Here is an 18,816-nt window from a genome sequence, read left to right as displayed (position 1 = left end):
AAAAATTATGTTAGTTGCACAGCAGTTGGGCCAATGGGCGGAACAAACAGCACTAAAACTTTTAAAAGAACAAAATTATGAATGGGTCGCCAGTAATTATCATTCACGCCGTGGAGAGGTCGATCTGATTGTAAAACGCGGTAACGAATTGATTTTTGTTGAGGTAAAAGCGCGAGGGCAGGGAAATTATGGTCAAGCTTGTGAAATGGTCACCTTGAGCAAACAGAAAAAAATAATTAAGACGGCGATGAGGTTTTTACAGCGCTACCCATCTTATCAGGATTTTTATTGTCGTTTTGATGTGATTTGTTTTGATTTTCCACAGAAAATTGCAAAAACAGTACAGCAAGACTTTTCGAAATTCCATTATGATCTGCAATGGATCGAAAATGCATTTACTTTGGATTAAGAGTTCATTACTCTTTTGAGCAAATTAAAGACTGATGTTTTATGATCAAGCCAAGAAGAGATTGATAGGAGTCTGGTGGAGTGTTGAAACGTATTGCTGTAACAGCGCTTTGTGTCGCAAGTTTGTCAGGTTGCGCAAGTTTTATTTCTGGTGGAACAGGTACAGCTCCAGTTGGAACAGATAGTGGTGTACGTAGCTTAGGCCAAGTATTTATTGATTCTTCAATTAAGCGTACAGCGAATATTAACCTCTATAAGCTTGATCAGCGTTTTAAACAATCTCGTATTAACATCGAAAGCTTCCATAGCACAGTATTGTTAACTGGACAGGTGCCAGACCCATACTTAAAACAGTTGGCAGAAGACAACGTTAAAGCCATGAGTGATGTGAAAGCCGTACATAACTATATTACGGTGGGTAACAAAGTAAGCTATAACACGATCATGCAAGATGCTGGGGTAACCGCAAATACACGTGCTTTATTAATGAAAGCGCCAGTAGTATCGGACAGTAAAGTACTGGTCCATACCGAAGATGGTGTTTTATATGTGATGGGGCGTTTAAACACAGCTGAAATTAATGACTTAAACAATGTGCTTCAAAATGTCGGTAACGTAACTAAGATTGTAACGCTCATTGATAATATTGATTTAGCGCCTGCTCCGGCAGCGAGTACTGCCAGCGCAACAACTACACCAGTAATTAATAATGTTCTTGCTCAACCAACAGTTCAAACTCCTGTTGCAATTGATCCGGACCAAACAGATCCAGCATCTTCTGCACAATAAAATATGAACCTGATTGAACAATTACAAAGCAAAATTGAGCAGGCGAGAACTCTTTATAAAGAGTTCCGTCTGTATAATTTGGGGAGCTTTGCTTTAAACCGTTTTACACCAAAAGATGGTTTTGAGCAGGTTTTAAATGTGCGTTATGGCTTAAAGCCTCGCCATCGTCTAGATATTTATCGTTCTACTAAGCGCTTAGCTCATCGACCACTCATTGTTTTTGTACATGGTGGTGCTTGGCAACATGGTAATAAACGAGACTATTTATTTGTGGGTGAAGCGTTTACGAAAGAAGGTTATGACGTTGCTGTCATTAACTATCAGCTCGCACCAAAGAATATTTTTCCAAGTTATGTAGATGACTTAACGCAAGCGTTAAACTATTTACACCAGAACCAAGAAAAATTGGAAATCTCGACAGAGAATATTGTGCTTATGGGACATTCGGCAGGTGCATTTAATGTGATGTCTGCTGTTTATCATCCAAAGCCAAATACAATTCAATGTTTAGGTAATATTAAAGCAATTTTTGGTTTGGCAGGTCCTTATCATTTTGATTATAAAGGTGATCCGCTTGCCGAAGATGCTTTTGATCAAAGCATTTCTTATAAAGAAGTGATGCCATATTATTTTGTAAATCAAAATCATATTAAGCATTATCTGCTCATGGCTGAAAATGATCAGCTTGTAAAAAAAGAAAATACCTTTGATCTTGATCAGGCACTTAGACAAAGCGGAAATCACAGTCATATCGCTGTGATTCCTAAAACAGGTCATATTACAATTTTGGCGAGTTTATCGAGTTTTGTAAGTCATTACTTCCGAACTAAACGGACCATTTTGCACTTTCTGGATGAAGTATTCTAAAACATCTGTTTGAGAGCGCAGATTACTTCGCTTGAGTAATCTGCGTAATCATTGCGTGTGCAATACTGCCTTTAAATGGAATTTCAGGTAGCTGATCAAATTTAAAGAACTGCGCATCGGCAATTTCATCTTCTTGCAAAGAAATTTCACCTGACTCATATTCAGCTCTAAATGCAATCATGAGATTGCTTGGAAAAGGCCAGGGTTGGCTTGACATATATTGAATATTTTTGAGTTTAAGTCCCACTTCTTCTAAAGCTTCGCGCTGAACAGCTTCTTCAAGCGTTTCCCCAACTTCTACAAATCCTGCGATCAAGCCATACATATTGGTTTTATTGTGAATAGATTTCGCCAATAAAATTTCATCATCGCCTTTAGTAATGATGGTGATAATACATGGGTTTACACGCGGATATTGGTGGTAGCGACAAGAAGGGCACACCATAGCATATTCTGTAGGGTGTACTTCGGTAGCATGCCCACAGTGGCTACAAAACTTGTGATTACGTCGCCATTCGAGCAACTGTACAGCACGACTTGCCTGTAAAAATTGTTCTTTTGACCAGTTGGAAATAAGTTGACGAATTGGAACGAGTTGCAGGCCTTCCGGAATGGCTTCTTCACTCAACAGGTCACGTGCAATGACCTGTTCATCATGAGTGAAAAGCAGATCACTTGCTAACTTTTCGACTTTGGGTAATTGAAGGTTTTGGTCAACCAATAATTGTTGATGATGAAAAATATAAGCAAGTGATAACTCAGACATTAAGCTGCCTTTTTTTGAAGTTGTTGACTACTTAGCAATGCTACATCAAACATGGATTGTAGAACAGGCTGTTTATTTTTTAAATTGTCAACTAACATATCTAGCCCAGCTAAAACGTTAAAAATACAGTGAATCTGATCATGATTGAAAGGCTGATTTTGATCGATTTGCTGTTGTACAAACTTGGCAGTTTCAAGTAAAGCATTTTGTTGAACTGTACTTCCTAAAAATTCAGCCGCGCCAGCCAACTCTTTTAAAGAGCCTGCAATTGCTTCAATATTTTGAGTTTGATCGTTGGCATAGAGAGTCAAACTTTGGCATACAAAATCGATTAAATTTTTGGTCTCATTCAATAATGTCTGATGTGCTTCATCTAAACGATCTAGAGAGATATTGGTATTGTTTACACGAATTTGTAGACGGTTAGATGAATAATGGCGCACCAAAATACCAATGGCATTCATGGCAGATAAAATGCTTTTCATCAACTGCTGAGCATAGTTTTCGTTACTCAATATATTGATTTGGCTTAAACTGCTGGCTTGTTGAGAAAGCTCTGAAGCAGCCTCGTTTAAGTTGAGTAATTTAAAAGTATGAGCAAGCTGCATAAGATTGCTTTGTAGTTGCTGAGCTTTTTCTGGTGACATGTTTTGGTAGTTATATTCAATATCATTACGAACTTTGTTCATTTCGCTTAAGATTAATTGACTTACCGTTTGCATGGTATCAAAGTCTGGACCATACAAGTGTTGGCTCAGGGTTTTGAGTTGAGTGTCGGTGAGAAACTCATGACCAATGTTTAACTGACTACGGATTTGCTGCGCAAGTTGGTCTTCTTGTCCAATCACAATACTCAGGATATCTGCTAGAGCAGTTAAGTTTGCTTCAAAGCCTTCAGGTGAAGCTAAAAATAAACTTATGGCATTTTCAAGGTTAATGAACACACGTAGGCGAGCATCATTTAAAACAAGTTCATCAATATGACTAAAGGCAGAGTTTACCAATTGCCAGTATTGCTGGCTTGGTTGACCTTGAGCCATACTCACTAAATAACCGCCAATCAGTTTAAATGCTTGAAAGTCTCGAGCACTTTCAGTTTTATTTAAAAATTGATGTAGTGATAATTTATAAAGCTGATGGATAAACTGAGTTCTTTCATTAATAAGCACTTCGGGTAACGGTAACTCAAGTGAAACTGTTGAAAGCTTTGACGCAATCTGTTGTCCAGAAGAGGTTAGTGGCTTATTTAAGGCTTTTTCTAAATTATTTAAGGTGTCTAAAAGAAACTGAGGTACTTCGACTTCACGTAAACAGATGAACTCAATATAACGTTTAACCATGGTTGTGCCTTCACTTAGAGCAACAACCTCATCGGTGTTGATGCGCTCTGGATTCGCCATAATTTTTTGCATCAACTCGGTTGAATATTGAGTGATTTTTGCCAAATATGGAATATCAATGAGACGTAAGACTTGAGTACATTGTTTAAATTGTTCTAATGCATCATCAATACCAAAAGGGAGAGCCTGTTCTTCAATTAAGGTACTTACAGCGCCTTCCACCAGTTTTATTGAATTATCAATTTCATTTTTAATGATGAGTAACGCTGTTGGATCAAATTGAATCGAATTATGCTCAGACATAAAAATTCCCCTTTGCAAAAAAAATCAATTGTTATATTCGTCATGGCTCAATAGTTTGAGCTAAAAATCTATACGACTAATATAACTTAACTTGCAAAAGGGGAAACTAAAAAAACATTAGAGAATCAAAAATTTATTTTGCAAAAAGGCAAGGTTCTCCATGTTTTTTCTCAAATTCTTTGACCCAAGTCTCATGTATGTTTAGCTCTTCATCTGAAGGGTAAATAACAGGTAATTCAATTTGAACTCTAGCTTTGGTCGTTTTTTGCTGGTCACTTTCACTTTGCGATAGGGCATCCATATCAAAGGAAACTTGACCACCTGTCATTGCCAAGTAAACATCAGAAAGAATTTCAGCATCGAGTAATGCGCCGTGGAAAGTACGGTCACGCGCTGGAATTTCATAACGTCTAACTAAGGCATCAAGTGAGTTTTTCTGCCCAGGATGCTTATTTTTCGCTAAAGCTAAAGTATCGGTAACTTCACAAACTTCTGAAAGAGCAGGTAACCCAACACGCTTAAACTCCATATCTAAGAAGTTCATATCGAAGGTTGCGTTATGGGCAATAATTTCTGCGCCTTTTAGGTATTCAAATAAGGTATCTGCAATTTCTGCATATTTTGGTTTGTCGACCAAAAACTCATCTGTAATACCGTGGACTTGAACAGAGTCACCCACTGGTTTTTCAGGATTAATATAAATGTGAATCGAACTACCCGTAAGCTTACGGTTAATCATTTCGATCGCACCGACTTCAATAATGCGGTCACCATCTTGGAAATAGAAACCAGTTGTTTCCGTATCGAGTATGAGTTGTCTTGGGCCTTGTAATTTAAGCTTGGCTTCAGTCATCACAATTTGTGGATGAATATTGGTATTTTGCTGTTGTTCTTCTTGTTCTACAGCCTCAACTAGATTCATTTCTTCATCCACAACAATCATCTCAACTTCTTGTGTCTGCTCTAAAGTGACTGTTTCATCTTCGGTTGTTTCAACCAGATCGAATCCGAAAGGATCGTCTAGTAACCAGTCCTGTTCAGGCTTTTTTATATCTTGCGATACAGTGGCTGACTGTGGTTGCTTAAGTTCTTGAGCAGTTTTGTCTGCACCTAAATTCGCAAGTTGGTCAGCCATTTCATTACCTGCATGTCCTGCATGGCCTTTAATCCAGTTCCATTCAATATTTCTACCCGCACAAACGGCATCGAGTTTTTGCCATAGGTCAGGATTTTTAACATCTTTCCAGTTTTTCTTTTTCCAACCATGAATCCATTCTGTAATACCTTGCTTCACATAATTTGAGTCTGTCCAGACAATTAATTGAGCATCAGGAGGGCAAAAAGAAATTCCTTCAATAGCCGCAGTAAGTTCCATACGGTTATTTGTTGTGTCGGGTTCACCGCCAAATAATTTATGTTCACCCTGTTCGGTAATGACATATGCACCCCAACCGCCTAAACCCGGATTGCCACGACATGCACCATCAACATACAGTGTGATTGTTTGAGACATAAATCGAAACCTAAACTGAAAGAAAAAGAGCTGAATTTGGTGTATTGTATACGCAAAAAGTTCGGTTCCATCGTTACAAAGCAAGCTTTTTTTAATTTCTTGTAACATTTCCATGCAAATGACATTAAATTATTGCCTTGTCTATCTTGCATGCTTTACTACAATGGCATCGAAGACCTAGGGTTTGTGGGCAGACCCCAAGAAATATTACGCGAGTTGTTTGGAAGTTTTTATGTATAAACCAACCACATTTGTGTGGCAGCCATCTGCAGCATCATTATTCAAAATTACAGTCCTTAGCTCTGCTTTAGCTGCGTTGGGTATTACAACAGGCTGTTCTTCGACTCCGCAATCTGCAAAAACCTCGAAAACAAAACAGGTGAGTGGAGCAGGCTATCTTGATGCAAGCAGTCTGGACTCTTTAGAAGACTTACTTTCAGCAACAGATATGCGTGCTGTAGAGGGTGACCGTTTACTTATTTTAAAACACGGTGATGTCTGGAAGCGTATGGCCGTAGGCTTCAAAATGGACCTCAATCATTGGGATCCACGTATTGAAGCGCAGCGTAGTTGGTTTATCTCACGTCAGCCCTACCTTGACCGCTTAAGTGCTCGCGCAAGTCGTTATTTATATCATACTGTTAAAGAAGCAGAACGCCGTGGTCTTCCAACCGAACTTGCATTATTACCAGTGATTGAAAGTTCATATGACCCAGCTGCAACAAGTAGTGCGGCGGCGGCGGGTTTATGGCAATTTATTCCTAGTACTGGTCGTATTTATGGTTTACAACAAACGGGTATGTACGACGGACGCCGTGATGTTGTGGAATCTACTCGTGCTGCCTATGAGTTTTTAGGAAGCTTATATAACCAGTTCGGTTCATGGGAATTAGCTTTGGCTGCTTATAACGCTGGTCCGGGTCGTATTCAACAGGCGATTAACCGAAATCAGGCTGCTGGTTTGCCAACAGACTATTGGTCACTAAAATTACCGCAAGAAACCATGAACTATGTTCCGCGTTTCTTGGCTGTTGCACAAATTATTAAAAACCCACGCGCTTATGGGGTTTCGTTACCTCCGATTGCAAACAGACCCCATTTCCGTGAAGTTACCTTATCTGCACCATTATCTTTAAATGAAATCGCGTCGGTGACGGGTCTTAGTCGTGCTGAGTTATATGCATTAAACCCAGGCTATCGTGGTGAAACAGTAGACCCTGCAAGTCCAATGCGTATTTTGATTCCAGCTGATATAAGTCCTTCAGTGGATAACAAGCTAAAAGGAATGAAAGCCGGTGGAAGTTCAGGCTGGTGGGCAAGTGTTACTTCGCCGTCTAAACCGACCACAACGACTTCAACTTCAGTCACAGTTCGAACTACTCCATCAACTCCAGCTCAGCCAGTAAGACCATCGACACCTGCTAAAACAAGTAGCAGCTCGGTAACGGTAAAAACTGCAACCCCTCGTGGTTCTGATGCGCTAGCTGCTTTTGCAGCGTCAGCTGATGTACCAAGTGCACCACGTATTCCTGTTGCGGTCACTCCGGCTGCAAATATCAAACCTGTGAGAACGGAACCGCCAATTTCAGCAACTGAACGCGAGAAAATTTTAGCGGCAGTGCGTGCTGAAGGGGAAAAGGAAACAGTTGATCAAGCTTTAGAGCCTCAAGCTACTCAAGCTGAAAAAGATCAAGTTGTTGCCGAGTTAAAAGCACTTGCACCTCAGGGTACAGAAATTGTCGATCCGTATGACGGCAAAATTAAGTTAACCGCAATTCAGACCAGCCAATCTGTTGCTGAGCAGCAAGGTAAAGAAGTAAGTAAAGGTTTTGCTTATCCAAAAACTTTAGCTGAAGATGCAACTCTTGCAAACTCTGAAGATGCTCAGCGCAATAAAGATAAGCCTTATATTAAGACTGATACAGATGTTGTGGTTGTACAACCTAAAGGTAAGCGTAGTACTTATACAGTACAACCTGGCGATACTTTAGCAGTTATTGCCATGAAGAATGGTGTGAACTGGCGTGATGTAGCTAAATGGAACCAGATTGATCCTGAAAAGACTTTATTTGTAGGAACCAGTCTATATCTCTATGATGCTAAGCCTCAAGAGGTGGAAACTACGGCAAAATCGGCAGCTAAACCTGATGTCTATGTTGTTCAAGCAAATGACAGTTTAACAGGAGTGGCAAATCAATTTAATTTGTCAGTGAAACAGCTAGCTGAATATAACGATTTGTCTGTAACAGATGGCTTGTTTGTAGGGCAAAAATTACAGTTAAAAGAGCCTAAAGGTAATCGTGCTGCTAAAGTAGAGCCAAAGGCAATTCAAGCAAGTACACGTCGTATTGCAACAAAGAGTTATACGGTTAAACGTGGCGAATATTTGAAATTAATTGCAGACCGTTATGCATTATCTAATCAAGAGTTGGCAGACCTAACACCAGGGTTATCAGCTGGTAGTAATTTAATTGTAGGCCAAAAAATTAATGTACCTGCAAAAGAAATCACTGTTGATGAAGTTGATGACAGCAAGGCTTCTGGTAAATATGAAAAGCTTGCAGCAGGTCCATCATATAAAACTGAAAGTTATAAAGTGCAGCGTGGTGATACATTATCAAGCATTGCGACCAAATCTAAAATTAGCCTAGCTGAGCTTGCTGAACTGAACAACTTAAAAGCCAACAGTCATGTCCAACTGGGACAAACTCTAAAAGTTCCGGCTGGTGCATCAGTTCCTGACCAATATGTTGTGCAGTCAGGCGATAGCTTAAATGCAATTGCAGCTAAATATAACTTACAAACCAGTTATTTGGCAGATTTGAATGGCTTGTCACGTACTGCAGGCCTTCGTGCTGGTCAGCGTTTAAAATTAACTGGTGAAGTTGAAACAACTAGCAAAGTTTCGGCTAAAAATACCAAAGAAGAAACACCAGAGACCTACACAGTTAAATCTGGTGATAGCCTAGGAAATATCGCTAACCGCTATCATTTACAGTTAGATTACCTCGCTGCATTGAACGGTTTGTCTCGCAACAGTAATGTTCGTGTTGGTCAACGCTTAAAATTAACAGGTGATTTACCAACAGTAGAAACAGCTAAAACGGATACGGCAAAATCGTCTCCAAAAGCTGTAGTTGCAGGAAAAAATACTGAAAAGTACACGGTTAAAGCTGGTGATTCGTTAAATGCTATTGCGAGTCGTGCGGGTATTTCAGTTCGTGAACTTGCTGAAATGAATGCATTAAAAGCAAATGCCAATTTACAGCGTGGACAAAATATTGTGATTCCAAAAACTGTAGTGGAATACAAAGTCAAACGTGGTGATACCTTAATTGGTCTTGCGAGTAAATATGGTTTAGAAACCACTTTACTGGCGGAACTCAACAACCTAACACCGTCGACTCAATTGCGTATTGGCGATATCATTAAAGTGCCTAATTTATAGAATAATTAGTACTTTATGCAAAAGTTATATTCTCAACTGAGCCTGCTAGTCGGGCTCAGTGTTTTTTCGCAAGTTATATTCGCTGCTCAGCAAACCACGCCGTATATCGCAATTCATTCTAAGCCTAAATATCTGGCAATGGCTGCTATGCCTTATGCCAACCCGAATGCACCTAAAGGCGGAGTATTGAGTCAGGCTGCGCAAGGGACATTTGATAACTTAAACAGTATGAACGGTAAGGGAAATGCGACAGAAGGGGTAAATTATCTTTTTGATACCTTAATGACCCAGTCACTTGATGAAGTGGGGGTGTTATATCCACTTCTGGCAGAAAAAGTTTCGTATGATCCTATAAAAACTCAGTCAGTTACTTTTTATTTAAACCCAAAAGCTCGATTTAGTAATGGGCTGCCCGTAACAGCTGAAGATGTGAAATTTAGCTTTGATACCTATCAAACCAAATCTAATTTTGGTCTACAAATGTATCTTGCAGACTTAGCGAAAACAGAAGTGATAAACCCACATCAAGTTAAATTCACTTTTAAGTCCAGCCATAATCCTAAAATGCCATTTGTTGTGGCGAGTTTACCGATTTACTCAAAAGCAGATTGGCAGAAACGTGATTTTACCCGTATTAGCTTGCAACCGATTATAGGCTCAGGGCCTTACGTGGTTGAGAAAATTGATGCAGGTCGAAGTATTAGTTATAAACGTAATCCGAACTATTGGGCAAAAGACTTACCTATTAATAAAGGGCGCTATAACTTCGATCATTTAAAGTATGTTTATTACCGAAATTGGGATATTGCATTCGAAGGTTTTAAATCTGGGCAATATACTTTGCATGAAGAAACTAATCCAAAAAAATGGGTCACTGACTATCATTTTCCGGCTGTAAAAGCAGGTTTGGTAACGCAATATAAATTTAGACATCATAACCCCATTGCAACCGAGAGTTATGTTTTTAACACACGGCGCAAACCTTTCAATGACATCCGTTTTAGACAAGCTTTAACTTATGCCTATGATTTTGAATGGCAAAATAAAGCTTTGTTTTACGGACAATATCAAAGACTACAAAGTTATTTTGAAAATAGTGATTTGGCAGCGACAAGTCGTCCTTCAAACAATGAAATGGCCATATTAAAGCCTCTGTTACCAAAGCTCTCTCCAGTCATGCAAAAAGCTGTTTTGGCTGATTGGAAATATCCAACCTCAGATGCCAGTGGTTTTAACCGGCAAAACCTATTATTTGCTAGACAGTTGCTGATTGAGGCGGGTTATAAAATTAAAGAAGGGCAGTTATATACGCCCGAAGGCAAACCTGTACAAATTGAGTTTCTCATTCAGCAAGATGGCAAACAAAGAACACTGATGCCATTTGTAAGAAATTTAAAAAAATTAGGAATTAATATTAATTTACGGCAGGTTGATGCGCCGCAATATTTAGAACGTACACGCCGTTATGACTTTGACATGACTACGATGAATTTGCCGCAATCTTTAAACCCGGGCAATGAACAGGCTCAGTTCTGGGGAAGTGCAGCAGCAGTTCAAAATGGCAACTATAACTACGCTGGTATTCGTAATCCCGTAATTGATGAGGTGATTTCAAAACTGGTCACTGCCAAAGACCGTGAACAGCAAATCACTTATACTCATGTTCTTGACCGATTGCTTCGTGCAGGATATTACCAGATCCCGACTTATGGAAAAGGGGATTATTGGTATGCGTACTGGAATATGTATCAGCAGCCTAAAGTGAAACCTGTGCTCTCTGCCGGTATAGAGTATTGGTGGAGTAATGCAAACCAAGCTAAGAAAGTTGCTCAATATTTACATCAATAATAAAAGCACGTACCTAAAGGAAATCCTGTTATATGGGTTCATATATTCTAAAGCGACTTCTTTTAATGATTCCAACGTTGTTCATTATTTTATTGATCAACTTTGTGGTCGTGCAAATTGCACCGGGTGGACCAGTTGAACAGGCAATTCATGAAGTAGAAAGTGGCTTAGGAGCAGGGCGTATATTAGGCACTGAAATGTACTATCAAGGTGCTAAAGGTTTAAGCCCCGAAATGGTCGAGCAAATTAAAGCCCAATACGGGTTTGACCATCCTCCATTAGAACGTTTTTTACTGATGTTAAAAGGCTATTTGACTTTAGACTTTGGACAAAGCTTTTTTAAAGATAAATCAGTGGTTGAGCTGCTCTGGGAAAAAATGCCTGTGTCAATTTCACTTGGGCTATGGAGCACTTTGCTGATTTATCTTATTTCAATTCCACTTGGAATTAAAAAAGCGAAGCAACAAGGTACATGGTTTGATCGTTCCACTTCTTTATTGCTAGTGGTGGGCTATGCAGTACCCAGCTTTGTCTTTGGCATACTACTTATTGTCTTTTTTGCTGGCGGTTCATATTTTCAGTGGTTTCCATTACAAAACCTAGTGTCAGATAATTTTTATCAATTGAGTTGGTTCGGAAAAATTACGGACTATTTATGGCACATGACGTTGCCGCTTATTACCATGATCTTAGGTGGTTTTGCGAGCTTAACTTATTTAACCAAATATTCATTTTTAGAAGAACTCAATAAACCTTATGTCTTGGCAGCTTATGCAAAAGGTTTAAATAGCCAGCAAGTCTTATATAAACATGTATTCCGTAATGCCATTCTAGTGGTTCTTGCTGGATTGCCTGAGGCTTTAGCAGGCATTTTCTTTGTGGGAAATCTTTTTATTGAAATTATTTTTCACCTAGACGGTGTAGGATTGTTGGGCTTTGAAGCAATTGTTCAGCGAGACTATCCGGTTATTTTTGGCGTATTGTTTTTCTTCACGCTGTTTAGCCTGCTTTTACGTCTTATTTGCGATGTACTGTATCAATGGATTGATCCGCGTATTCACTTTGACGCACAAGGAGGCAAATAATGTCTTTTATTGTGCGGTCACGGCTGCAAAAGTTTAGGCAACATAAATTAGGGTGGGCAAGCTTTATCTTGTTTAGTCTTATTTTGATGATGTCCTTAGCTGCTGAGCTCATTGCTAACGACAAACCATTGTTGGTGAAATATGAGGACGCTTATTATTTGCCTGTCTTTAAAACATATCCCGAAACCACTTTTGGTGGCGTGTTTGAAACAGAAGCAGATTATAAAGATCCCGCTGTACAAGAGCTTATCAATCATAAAGGATGGGCTATTTGGCCCCTTATAAGATTTTCTTACCAGACTCCTAATTTAGACTTGGCTGTACCTGTGCCATCGCCACCTTCTAAGCAGAACTGGTTAGGAACAGATGACCAAGGGCGAGACGTGTTTGCACGTATTCTCTATGGGCTTAGAGTCTCATTACTTTTCGGCTTGGCTTTAACAGGTTGTGCAGCACTACTTGGCATTTTTGTGGGTGCTATACAAGGCTACTATGGTGGCTGGGTCGATTTGTTAGGGCAACGGTTGGTAGAAGTCTGGAATGGTTTACCTATGCTCTTTATGGTCATGATTTTGGTCAGCATGTTTACCCCAAATGTATATTGGCTATTTTTTATTATGCTGTTCTTTAGCTGGACTGTACTTGTGGGAATTGTCCGTGCCGAATTTTTAAAAGCGCGTCAACTTGACTATGTACGTGCGGCTCAGGGTTTAGGTTTAACTGATAGAGCAATTATCTTTAAGCACATTTTGCCAAATGCCATAAGTTCTAGTCTATCGCAGTTACCTTTTATTTTGACCACAAATATTATTGCTTTAACCGCACTTGATTTCTTGGGCTATGGTTTGCCGCCAGATGCAGCCTCTTTAGGTGAGTTGTTGTTGCAAGGTAAAAATAACTTAGACGCACCGTGGTTGGCTTTATCTGGATTTTTTAGCTTAGCTTTTGTATTGTCATTATTAATTTATATTGGGGAGGCGGCACGTGATGCATTTGACCCAAGAAAATAACTTAAATGTAGATGCTAGATTGCTAAATATAGAAAACCTTTCAATCTCTACGCAAGATCGGCCTTTATTAGAAGGTCTCAATTTACACTTACAAGCCAGAGATACGCTTGCAATTGTAGGTGAGAGTGGTTCAGGTAAAACAATAAGCTGTTTGGCGATGATGGGATTATTACCAGAAAAATTAAAAACATCTGGTCGTATTATTATTGATTCAAAAAATATTTTAGAAATAGACGAAAAGACTAGAACTTATTTACGTGGCCATCATATTGCCATGATTTTTCAGGAGCCTTCTACGGCTTTAAATCCATTGCATCGTGTTGAAAAAATTGTCGGTGAAAATTTTATTTTACAAGGTGGGTCAAAAGCGAAAGCTCAACAGCAGGTAATTCAATTATTAAAAGATGTAGGAATTGCTAATCCAGAGTACATTTTAAAACGTTATCCGCATGAGCTTTCTGGAGGACAAAAACAGCGGGTCATGATTGCAGCTGCGCTAGCTCTTCAACCTAAAATTTTAATTGCAGATGAACCAACTACCGCGCTTGATGTGATTTTACAGACGCAAATTTTAGAATTATTAAAATCTTTGCAAAGCAAATATGGTATGGCACTGATTTTAATTAGCCATGATTTAAATTTGGTACGCCGTTATGCTGATAAGCTGATTGTATTACACAAAGGACAAGTTGTAGAGCAAGGTCAGCTTCAGCAGATCTTTAAAAATCCTGCGTCAATTTATACCCAGCAATTATTAGAACATGACCTTGGTTTCGCTGAGCAACGTTCAACCAGTCATAAGATTTTATCTGTTCAACAACTCAATGTTAAATATCCAATACGACGTGGTTTCTTTAACCGAATTCAGGGTTATACCAATGCGGTTGAAAATGTAAATTTTGAGCTTGCTCAAGGCGAAGCATTAGGCATTGTGGGTGAAAGTGGATCCGGAAAATCTTCATTGGCTTTGGCTCTGGTTCGATTAATTAAAAGTGAGGGACAGATTAACTTTCTAGGGCAAGATATAAACCACTTAGAACAAAAAGCTTTACGCAAGATCAGGTCAGACTTACAGATTGTTTTCCAAGATCCATTTGGTAGTCTAAACCCACGTATGACGGTAGGGCAGATTATTGCTGAAGGGTTAAAAGTCAAAGCGATAACTGATAAAGAAATTAAACAGCAAGTTGAATCAGCTTTGATAAAAGTTGAGTTGGCAGAGGGCTTTCAACATCGCTATCCACATGAACTTTCTGGTGGGCAACGACAACGTGTTGCTTTAGCGCGAGCTTTAGTAGTTCGACCTAAACTTTTAATTTTAGATGAACCAACGTCTGCCTTAGACCGAACCACGCAAAAAGCGATGATTCAATTATTACGACGTTTACAGCAAACAGAGCACTTGAGCTATATTTTTATTAGTCATGATTTAAATGTGGTCAAAGCACTGTGTCATAAAGTGATGGTATTACGACATGCAAAAGTTATGGAATATCAGCCGACTGAGCTGTTGTTTAATGCTCCAAAAACTGAATATACCAAGCAGTTAATTGCGGCAAGTTGTTAAATTTATTTAATAAGATTATGTTTTATAAAAATAAATTTTATTTAAATTTTTAATGCAAAAAGTTGCATTTTTTTATATTTTTTAAATTTGACATGTGCTATTGTCAGTTATCGATTTTCCCTTGACATGACCTATAACTCATCTAAATTAGAGTAATTGCTCTAAAATATTAAAAGAGGTTAACCATGAGCCAGATTGCACAACCAATCACAATTCGAAATACCACATTTAAAAACCGGATTATTAAAGGTGCAATGAGTGAGGCACTTGCAAACTATGAAGGCCAGCCGAATGACTTACATTTAGGTTTGTATGGTGCATGGGCCAAAGGTGGTTTGGGCTGTGCGATTACTGGAAATGTTATGGTCAATGTAGAGGCCAAAAACGAACCCGGGGTAGTGGTGATTGAAACCGAGCGTGACCTAGAGCGTTTAAAAGAATGGGCAGCAGTCGGTAAACAATATGGGATGGTACAACTTATCCAATTGTCTCACCCTGGTCGTCAGTGTCCAAAGGGCCTAAATAAAGAAACAGTTGCACCTTCGGCAGTTCCTTTTAGCCCAGCTTTAGCGACTATGTTTGGTACTCCACGCGCTCTTACGCATGAAGAAATTTTGGATATTATTAAACGCTTTGCGAACGCTGCTCGTATTTGTGAAAAGGCAGGTTTTGAAGGGGTACAGTTACATGGTGCACATGGCTATTTAATTAGCCAGTTTTTATCACCATTAACCAATAAACGTACAGACCAGTGGGGTGGTTCAATCGAAAACCGTACTCGCTTTTTACTAGAAGTTTATAAAGCAGTACGTGAAGCAACTTCTGATAATTTTATTATTTCCGTTAAGCTCAACTCTGCCGATTTCCAGCGCGGTGGTATTAGCGAAGAAGATGTGATTTCGGTATTTAAAGCAGTTGATGAAGCCGGGATCGATTTAATTGAAATTTCAGGTGGAACTTACGAAGCACCTGCAATGGCTGGTGCCAAAGCTGATAAACGTAAGGCAAGTACTATTGCACGTGAAGCATACTTTCTAGATTTTGCTGAAAAAATCCGTCAGCACGTTAAATGTAAGCTTATGGTGACAGGCGGCTTCCGTACGGTCGAAGGTATGAATGCTGCTTTGGCAAGTGGTGCATGTGATTTTATTGGTATTGCTCGTCCACTTGCAGTTGAAACAGATTTAACAGAACGTTTAATTGCAGGACAAGACGTTCGTTATGCAGTAAAACCGATTAAAACAGGTTTACCTTTTGTCGATAAAATGGCGATTATGGAAATCATTTGGTATGCAGCACAATTTAAAGCTATTGGGCAGGGTAAAAAGCCAAATCCTAAACTGTCACCTTTAATTGTGTTTTTAAATTATGCCAAGGGTAATATTAAGGCTGTTGTTCAAGGACGCGTGAATTCACGTAAGTCAGCGTAAAAATTTCTTAAAGTAAAGGTACTATTTCTAAGGATGAAATAGTACCTTTATGCTCAATTTAGAACGTATAGCTCATACCTAATTGAACGGTACGTGATTCACCCGGATAAGCATATAAATTGAAAGCACTTTCATCATAAACTTTATCAAAAATGTTCTTCACATCTAACTTAAGACGAAGTTTTGGTGTCGCCTGATAATAAGAAACCAAATCTGTAACTGCATAACCTTTCATGGTATAGGTACTATTAGCTGTCTGACCTGCACGTTTATCAATATATTTTTGATTGATGCCTAGACCTAAGCCTTGTAAAGGACCATCCTGAAATTCATAGATATTTAAAAGGTTAAAACTATTCTTTGGAATATTGGCTAGAGCTGTTCCTTTTTGCAAAGTATTGTCTTTAGTTACTTCCGCATCTGTATAAGCATATCCACCAATAATTTTCCAAGCTGGTGTAATTTGACCAGCAATATTTAACTCAATGCCACGGCTACGAACTTCGCCAGCAGCGACTTTATAAGCTGAATCAACAGGGTCTAATGTTAAGACATTTTCTTTATTAGCATAAAAAATAGCGGAATCAATCGATAACATATTATCAAGTGCTTGCCATTTAAAACCTAACTCGTAAGCTGTACCTTCTTCAGGATCAAAACCTTCTCCGTTACGGCTGGCGCCAGTATTTGGTTTAAAAGATTTTGCAGCATTGCCATAGAGTGAAAGGTCATCACTTGCTTTATAAACTAAGCCTAAACGTGGAATAAATGCATCATGACTGGTATTCCAGTTGGTAGTATTTGGTAATAGGTTTTTGTAATCGTGCTCGTAATGCTCAAATCGTAAGCCTAAGAGTGCGCTTAAACGCTCATTTAAGTCGATTTGGTCTTGTACGAAAAGGGCCGTTGTTTTTAAGTTTTCACGGTCATGTGTGGTTACACGATTGAGCTCAGGTAAAGGTTGCCCTAAAACTGGATTATAAATATTAATAGGGTAGCTACCGATATCTCCACTTGAGCGAATAATGTATGACTTATAATCATAATTTTCATATTCAAGGCCAGTCACTAAAGTATGGGCTAAACCTAAAAGCTGGAAATTGCCTGTGAGATTAATTTGGGCATCGGTATCTTGCCATTTTAATTCGCGATAATTGTAATTTCGCCCTAAAGTTTCTCCGTCATTTTGAATGCCATTTGCTTCTACTGCATAGCCATGCAATTTGCCATTTAAATATTGCACGCCAGCATTTAGCTTCCAGTCATTCCCAAGGTCATGTTCAACTCGTAATTGAGTCATATTGTTATCATTGTAGAGTCGATTGTAGTATTTACCCGTTTCCCATAAATAGGTTTCTGGTGAGCTATTAAAAGATTTCTGTGTTGGATAACGTGTATGACCACGGTCGAGTGGATGTTGGTTTCTTAAAATATCGGCTTCAAAAGTAACCTTGGTGGCATCATTAGCTTGCCATTGAATGACTGGTGCAATTCCATAACGTTTAGATTCGACATGGTCACGGTAACTATCCCCACCTTCTGCAATTACATTTAGGCGATAACCAATATTTTCTGCATCGGGTACAGTACCTGTCGTGTCTACGGTAGTGCGGTATAGACCTTCACTGTTGAGCTGTGCCCCTAAAGTGGTTTGTTGCTCAGACTTTGGTGTTTTAGAAATTAAGTTAAACGTACCGCCTGGGTCACCACGTCCATATAAGCTAGAAGAGGGGCCACGTAAAACGTCTACACGTTCAATGGTGTTGCTATCTGGCGCATTTGGATAGCCACGGTTAATTGGAAACCCGTTTCGATAAAACTCACCACTGGTAAACCCGCGCACGTTAAAACCAGTTAAACCTTGACCACCAAAGTTATTAGCACGAGTCACGCCACCAGCTAAATCAAGTGCTTCAACTAAGCGAGTTGCACCAATATCTTCAATTACTTTTTGGGTTACTACGCTCACAGATTGCGGGGTATTTTGTAATGCAATTTCACTACGCGTAGCACTACTGGAACTATCCACTTTATAAGTCTTGTCAGATGCCTGTTGGGCTTTAATTTTGATAGTTGCAAGAGTAGTTGAAGAGTTGTTCGTGTCTGCAAAAGCAGCTGGAATACAGCATAGTTGTGCAATACTCAGGGAGAGAAGGCGAAGCTTAAGATCCATTTAAAACCTTTTTGATAATAAATATCAGTATAAAAATAAGAATTATTATATTGTAAATCTATGTAAAGGAAATACTGGATCAGTGATATATTTGCACAAGTGTATTTTATTTAGAAATAAAGAAAAATATAAAAAGAATAAGAAGACAGAACTTAGAGAGAAAAATTTTATATGAAGAGAATATGGCGTCCCTACGGGGATTCGAACCCCGGTTACCGCCGTGAAAGGGCGATGTCCTAGGCCTCTAGACGATAGGGACGTTGAGGATG

13 protein-coding genes and 1 tRNA gene are annotated in these 18,816 nt (G+C 39.1%); 9 read left to right on the top strand and 5 right to left on the bottom strand.

From position 1 onward, the window contains the following. Positions 1–7 precede the first annotated feature (7 nt). From G9371_RS16575 to G9371_RS16565, 3 genes are all read left to right on the top strand, one after another. Entirely contained in the window at positions 8–409 is a 402-nt protein-coding gene (locus tag G9371_RS16575) for a YraN family protein (protein ID WP_000959396.1), read from the top strand. 80 nt (positions 410–489) lie between these two features. Further along, positions 490–1,197: a BON domain-containing protein gene (locus tag G9371_RS16570; RefSeq protein ID WP_000919363.1), complete on the top strand. Its 708-nt coding sequence runs from the start codon at positions 490–492 to the stop codon at positions 1,195–1,197. A 3-nt stretch (positions 1,198–1,200) separates the two neighbouring features. Then, the gene (locus G9371_RS16565; protein ID WP_029423835.1) at positions 1,201–2,064 is read left to right on the top strand and encodes an alpha/beta hydrolase; all 864 of its coding nucleotides are present in this window, start codon (positions 1,201–1,203) and stop codon (positions 2,062–2,064) included. A gap of 22 nt (positions 2,065–2,086) precedes the next feature. On the opposite strand, the gene nudC is transcribed toward G9371_RS16565, so the two are convergent. The 3 genes from nudC to dnaQ all read right to left on the bottom strand — a co-directional run bounded on the left by nudC (position 2,087) and on the right by dnaQ (position 5,986). Continuing rightward, positions 2,087–2,830 (bottom strand): NAD(+) diphosphatase, encoded by a 744-nt coding sequence (gene nudC / locus G9371_RS16560; protein WP_001292948.1) that lies wholly within the window; start codon positions 2,828–2,830, stop codon positions 2,087–2,089. Next, complete coding sequence (locus G9371_RS16555; RefSeq protein WP_029423836.1) at positions 2,830–4,473, bottom strand: hypothetical protein; 1,644 nt, start codon at positions 4,471–4,473, stop codon at positions 2,830–2,832. The genes nudC and G9371_RS16555 overlap by 1 nt, the downstream gene beginning before the upstream one ends. A 133-nt stretch (positions 4,474–4,606) precedes the next feature. Beyond that, positions 4,607–5,986, bottom strand: coding sequence for a DNA polymerase III subunit epsilon (gene dnaQ, locus G9371_RS16550; RefSeq protein WP_002036374.1), 1,380 nt, complete (start codon positions 5,984–5,986; stop codon positions 4,607–4,609). Positions 5,987–6,218: 232 nt separating this feature from the next. Between dnaQ and G9371_RS16545 the strand changes: the two genes are divergently transcribed. From G9371_RS16545 to G9371_RS16520, 6 genes are all read left to right on the top strand, one after another. Next, positions 6,219–9,434, top strand: a complete 3,216-nt coding sequence (locus G9371_RS16545) for a lytic transglycosylase (RefSeq protein ID WP_029423837.1) — start codon at positions 6,219–6,221, stop codon at positions 9,432–9,434. 15 nt (positions 9,435–9,449) lie between these two features. Next, the gene (locus G9371_RS16540) at positions 9,450–11,282 is read left to right on the top strand and encodes an extracellular solute-binding protein (protein ID WP_029423838.1); all 1,833 of its coding nucleotides are present in this window, start codon (positions 9,450–9,452) and stop codon (positions 11,280–11,282) included. 32 nt (positions 11,283–11,314) lie between these two features. Further along, positions 11,315–12,367, top strand: a complete 1,053-nt coding sequence (locus G9371_RS16535; protein ID WP_029423839.1) for a microcin C ABC transporter permease YejB — start codon at positions 11,315–11,317, stop codon at positions 12,365–12,367. Beyond that, a complete protein-coding gene (locus G9371_RS16530) occupies positions 12,367–13,377 on the top strand; it encodes an ABC transporter permease (RefSeq protein ID WP_029423840.1) in 1,011 nt (336 codons plus the stop codon). The genes G9371_RS16535 and G9371_RS16530 overlap by 1 nt, the downstream gene beginning before the upstream one ends. After that, positions 13,355–14,944 (top strand): ABC transporter ATP-binding protein, encoded by a 1,590-nt coding sequence (locus G9371_RS16525; RefSeq protein ID WP_029423841.1) that lies wholly within the window; start codon positions 13,355–13,357, stop codon positions 14,942–14,944. Before G9371_RS16530 ends, G9371_RS16525 begins: the two co-directional genes overlap by 23 nt. A gap of 185 nt (positions 14,945–15,129) precedes the next feature. After that, positions 15,130–16,374, top strand: a complete 1,245-nt coding sequence (locus G9371_RS16520) for an NADH:flavin oxidoreductase/NADH oxidase family protein (RefSeq protein WP_029423842.1) — start codon at positions 15,130–15,132, stop codon at positions 16,372–16,374. Between the two features lie 58 nt (positions 16,375–16,432). Here the strand turns inward: G9371_RS16520 and G9371_RS16515 are convergent, their stop codons facing one another. Together G9371_RS16515 and G9371_RS16510 are read right to left on the bottom strand one after the other, a co-directional pair. After that, positions 16,433–18,547: a TonB-dependent siderophore receptor gene (locus G9371_RS16515; RefSeq protein ID WP_029423843.1), complete on the bottom strand. Its 2,115-nt coding sequence runs from the start codon at positions 18,545–18,547 to the stop codon at positions 16,433–16,435. 183 nt (positions 18,548–18,730) lie between these two features. After that, positions 18,731–18,806 (bottom strand) — tRNA-Glu (locus G9371_RS16510). Positions 18,807–18,816 lie beyond the last annotated feature (10 nt).

It is taken from the genome of Acinetobacter sp. EKM10A, assembly GCF_011075215.1.
GTDB lineage: Bacteria > Pseudomonadota > Gammaproteobacteria > Pseudomonadales > Moraxellaceae > Acinetobacter > Acinetobacter baumannii.
Note: the sequence above shows the minus strand (reverse complement) of the source record. Positions and strands in the feature narration are given on the sequence as shown.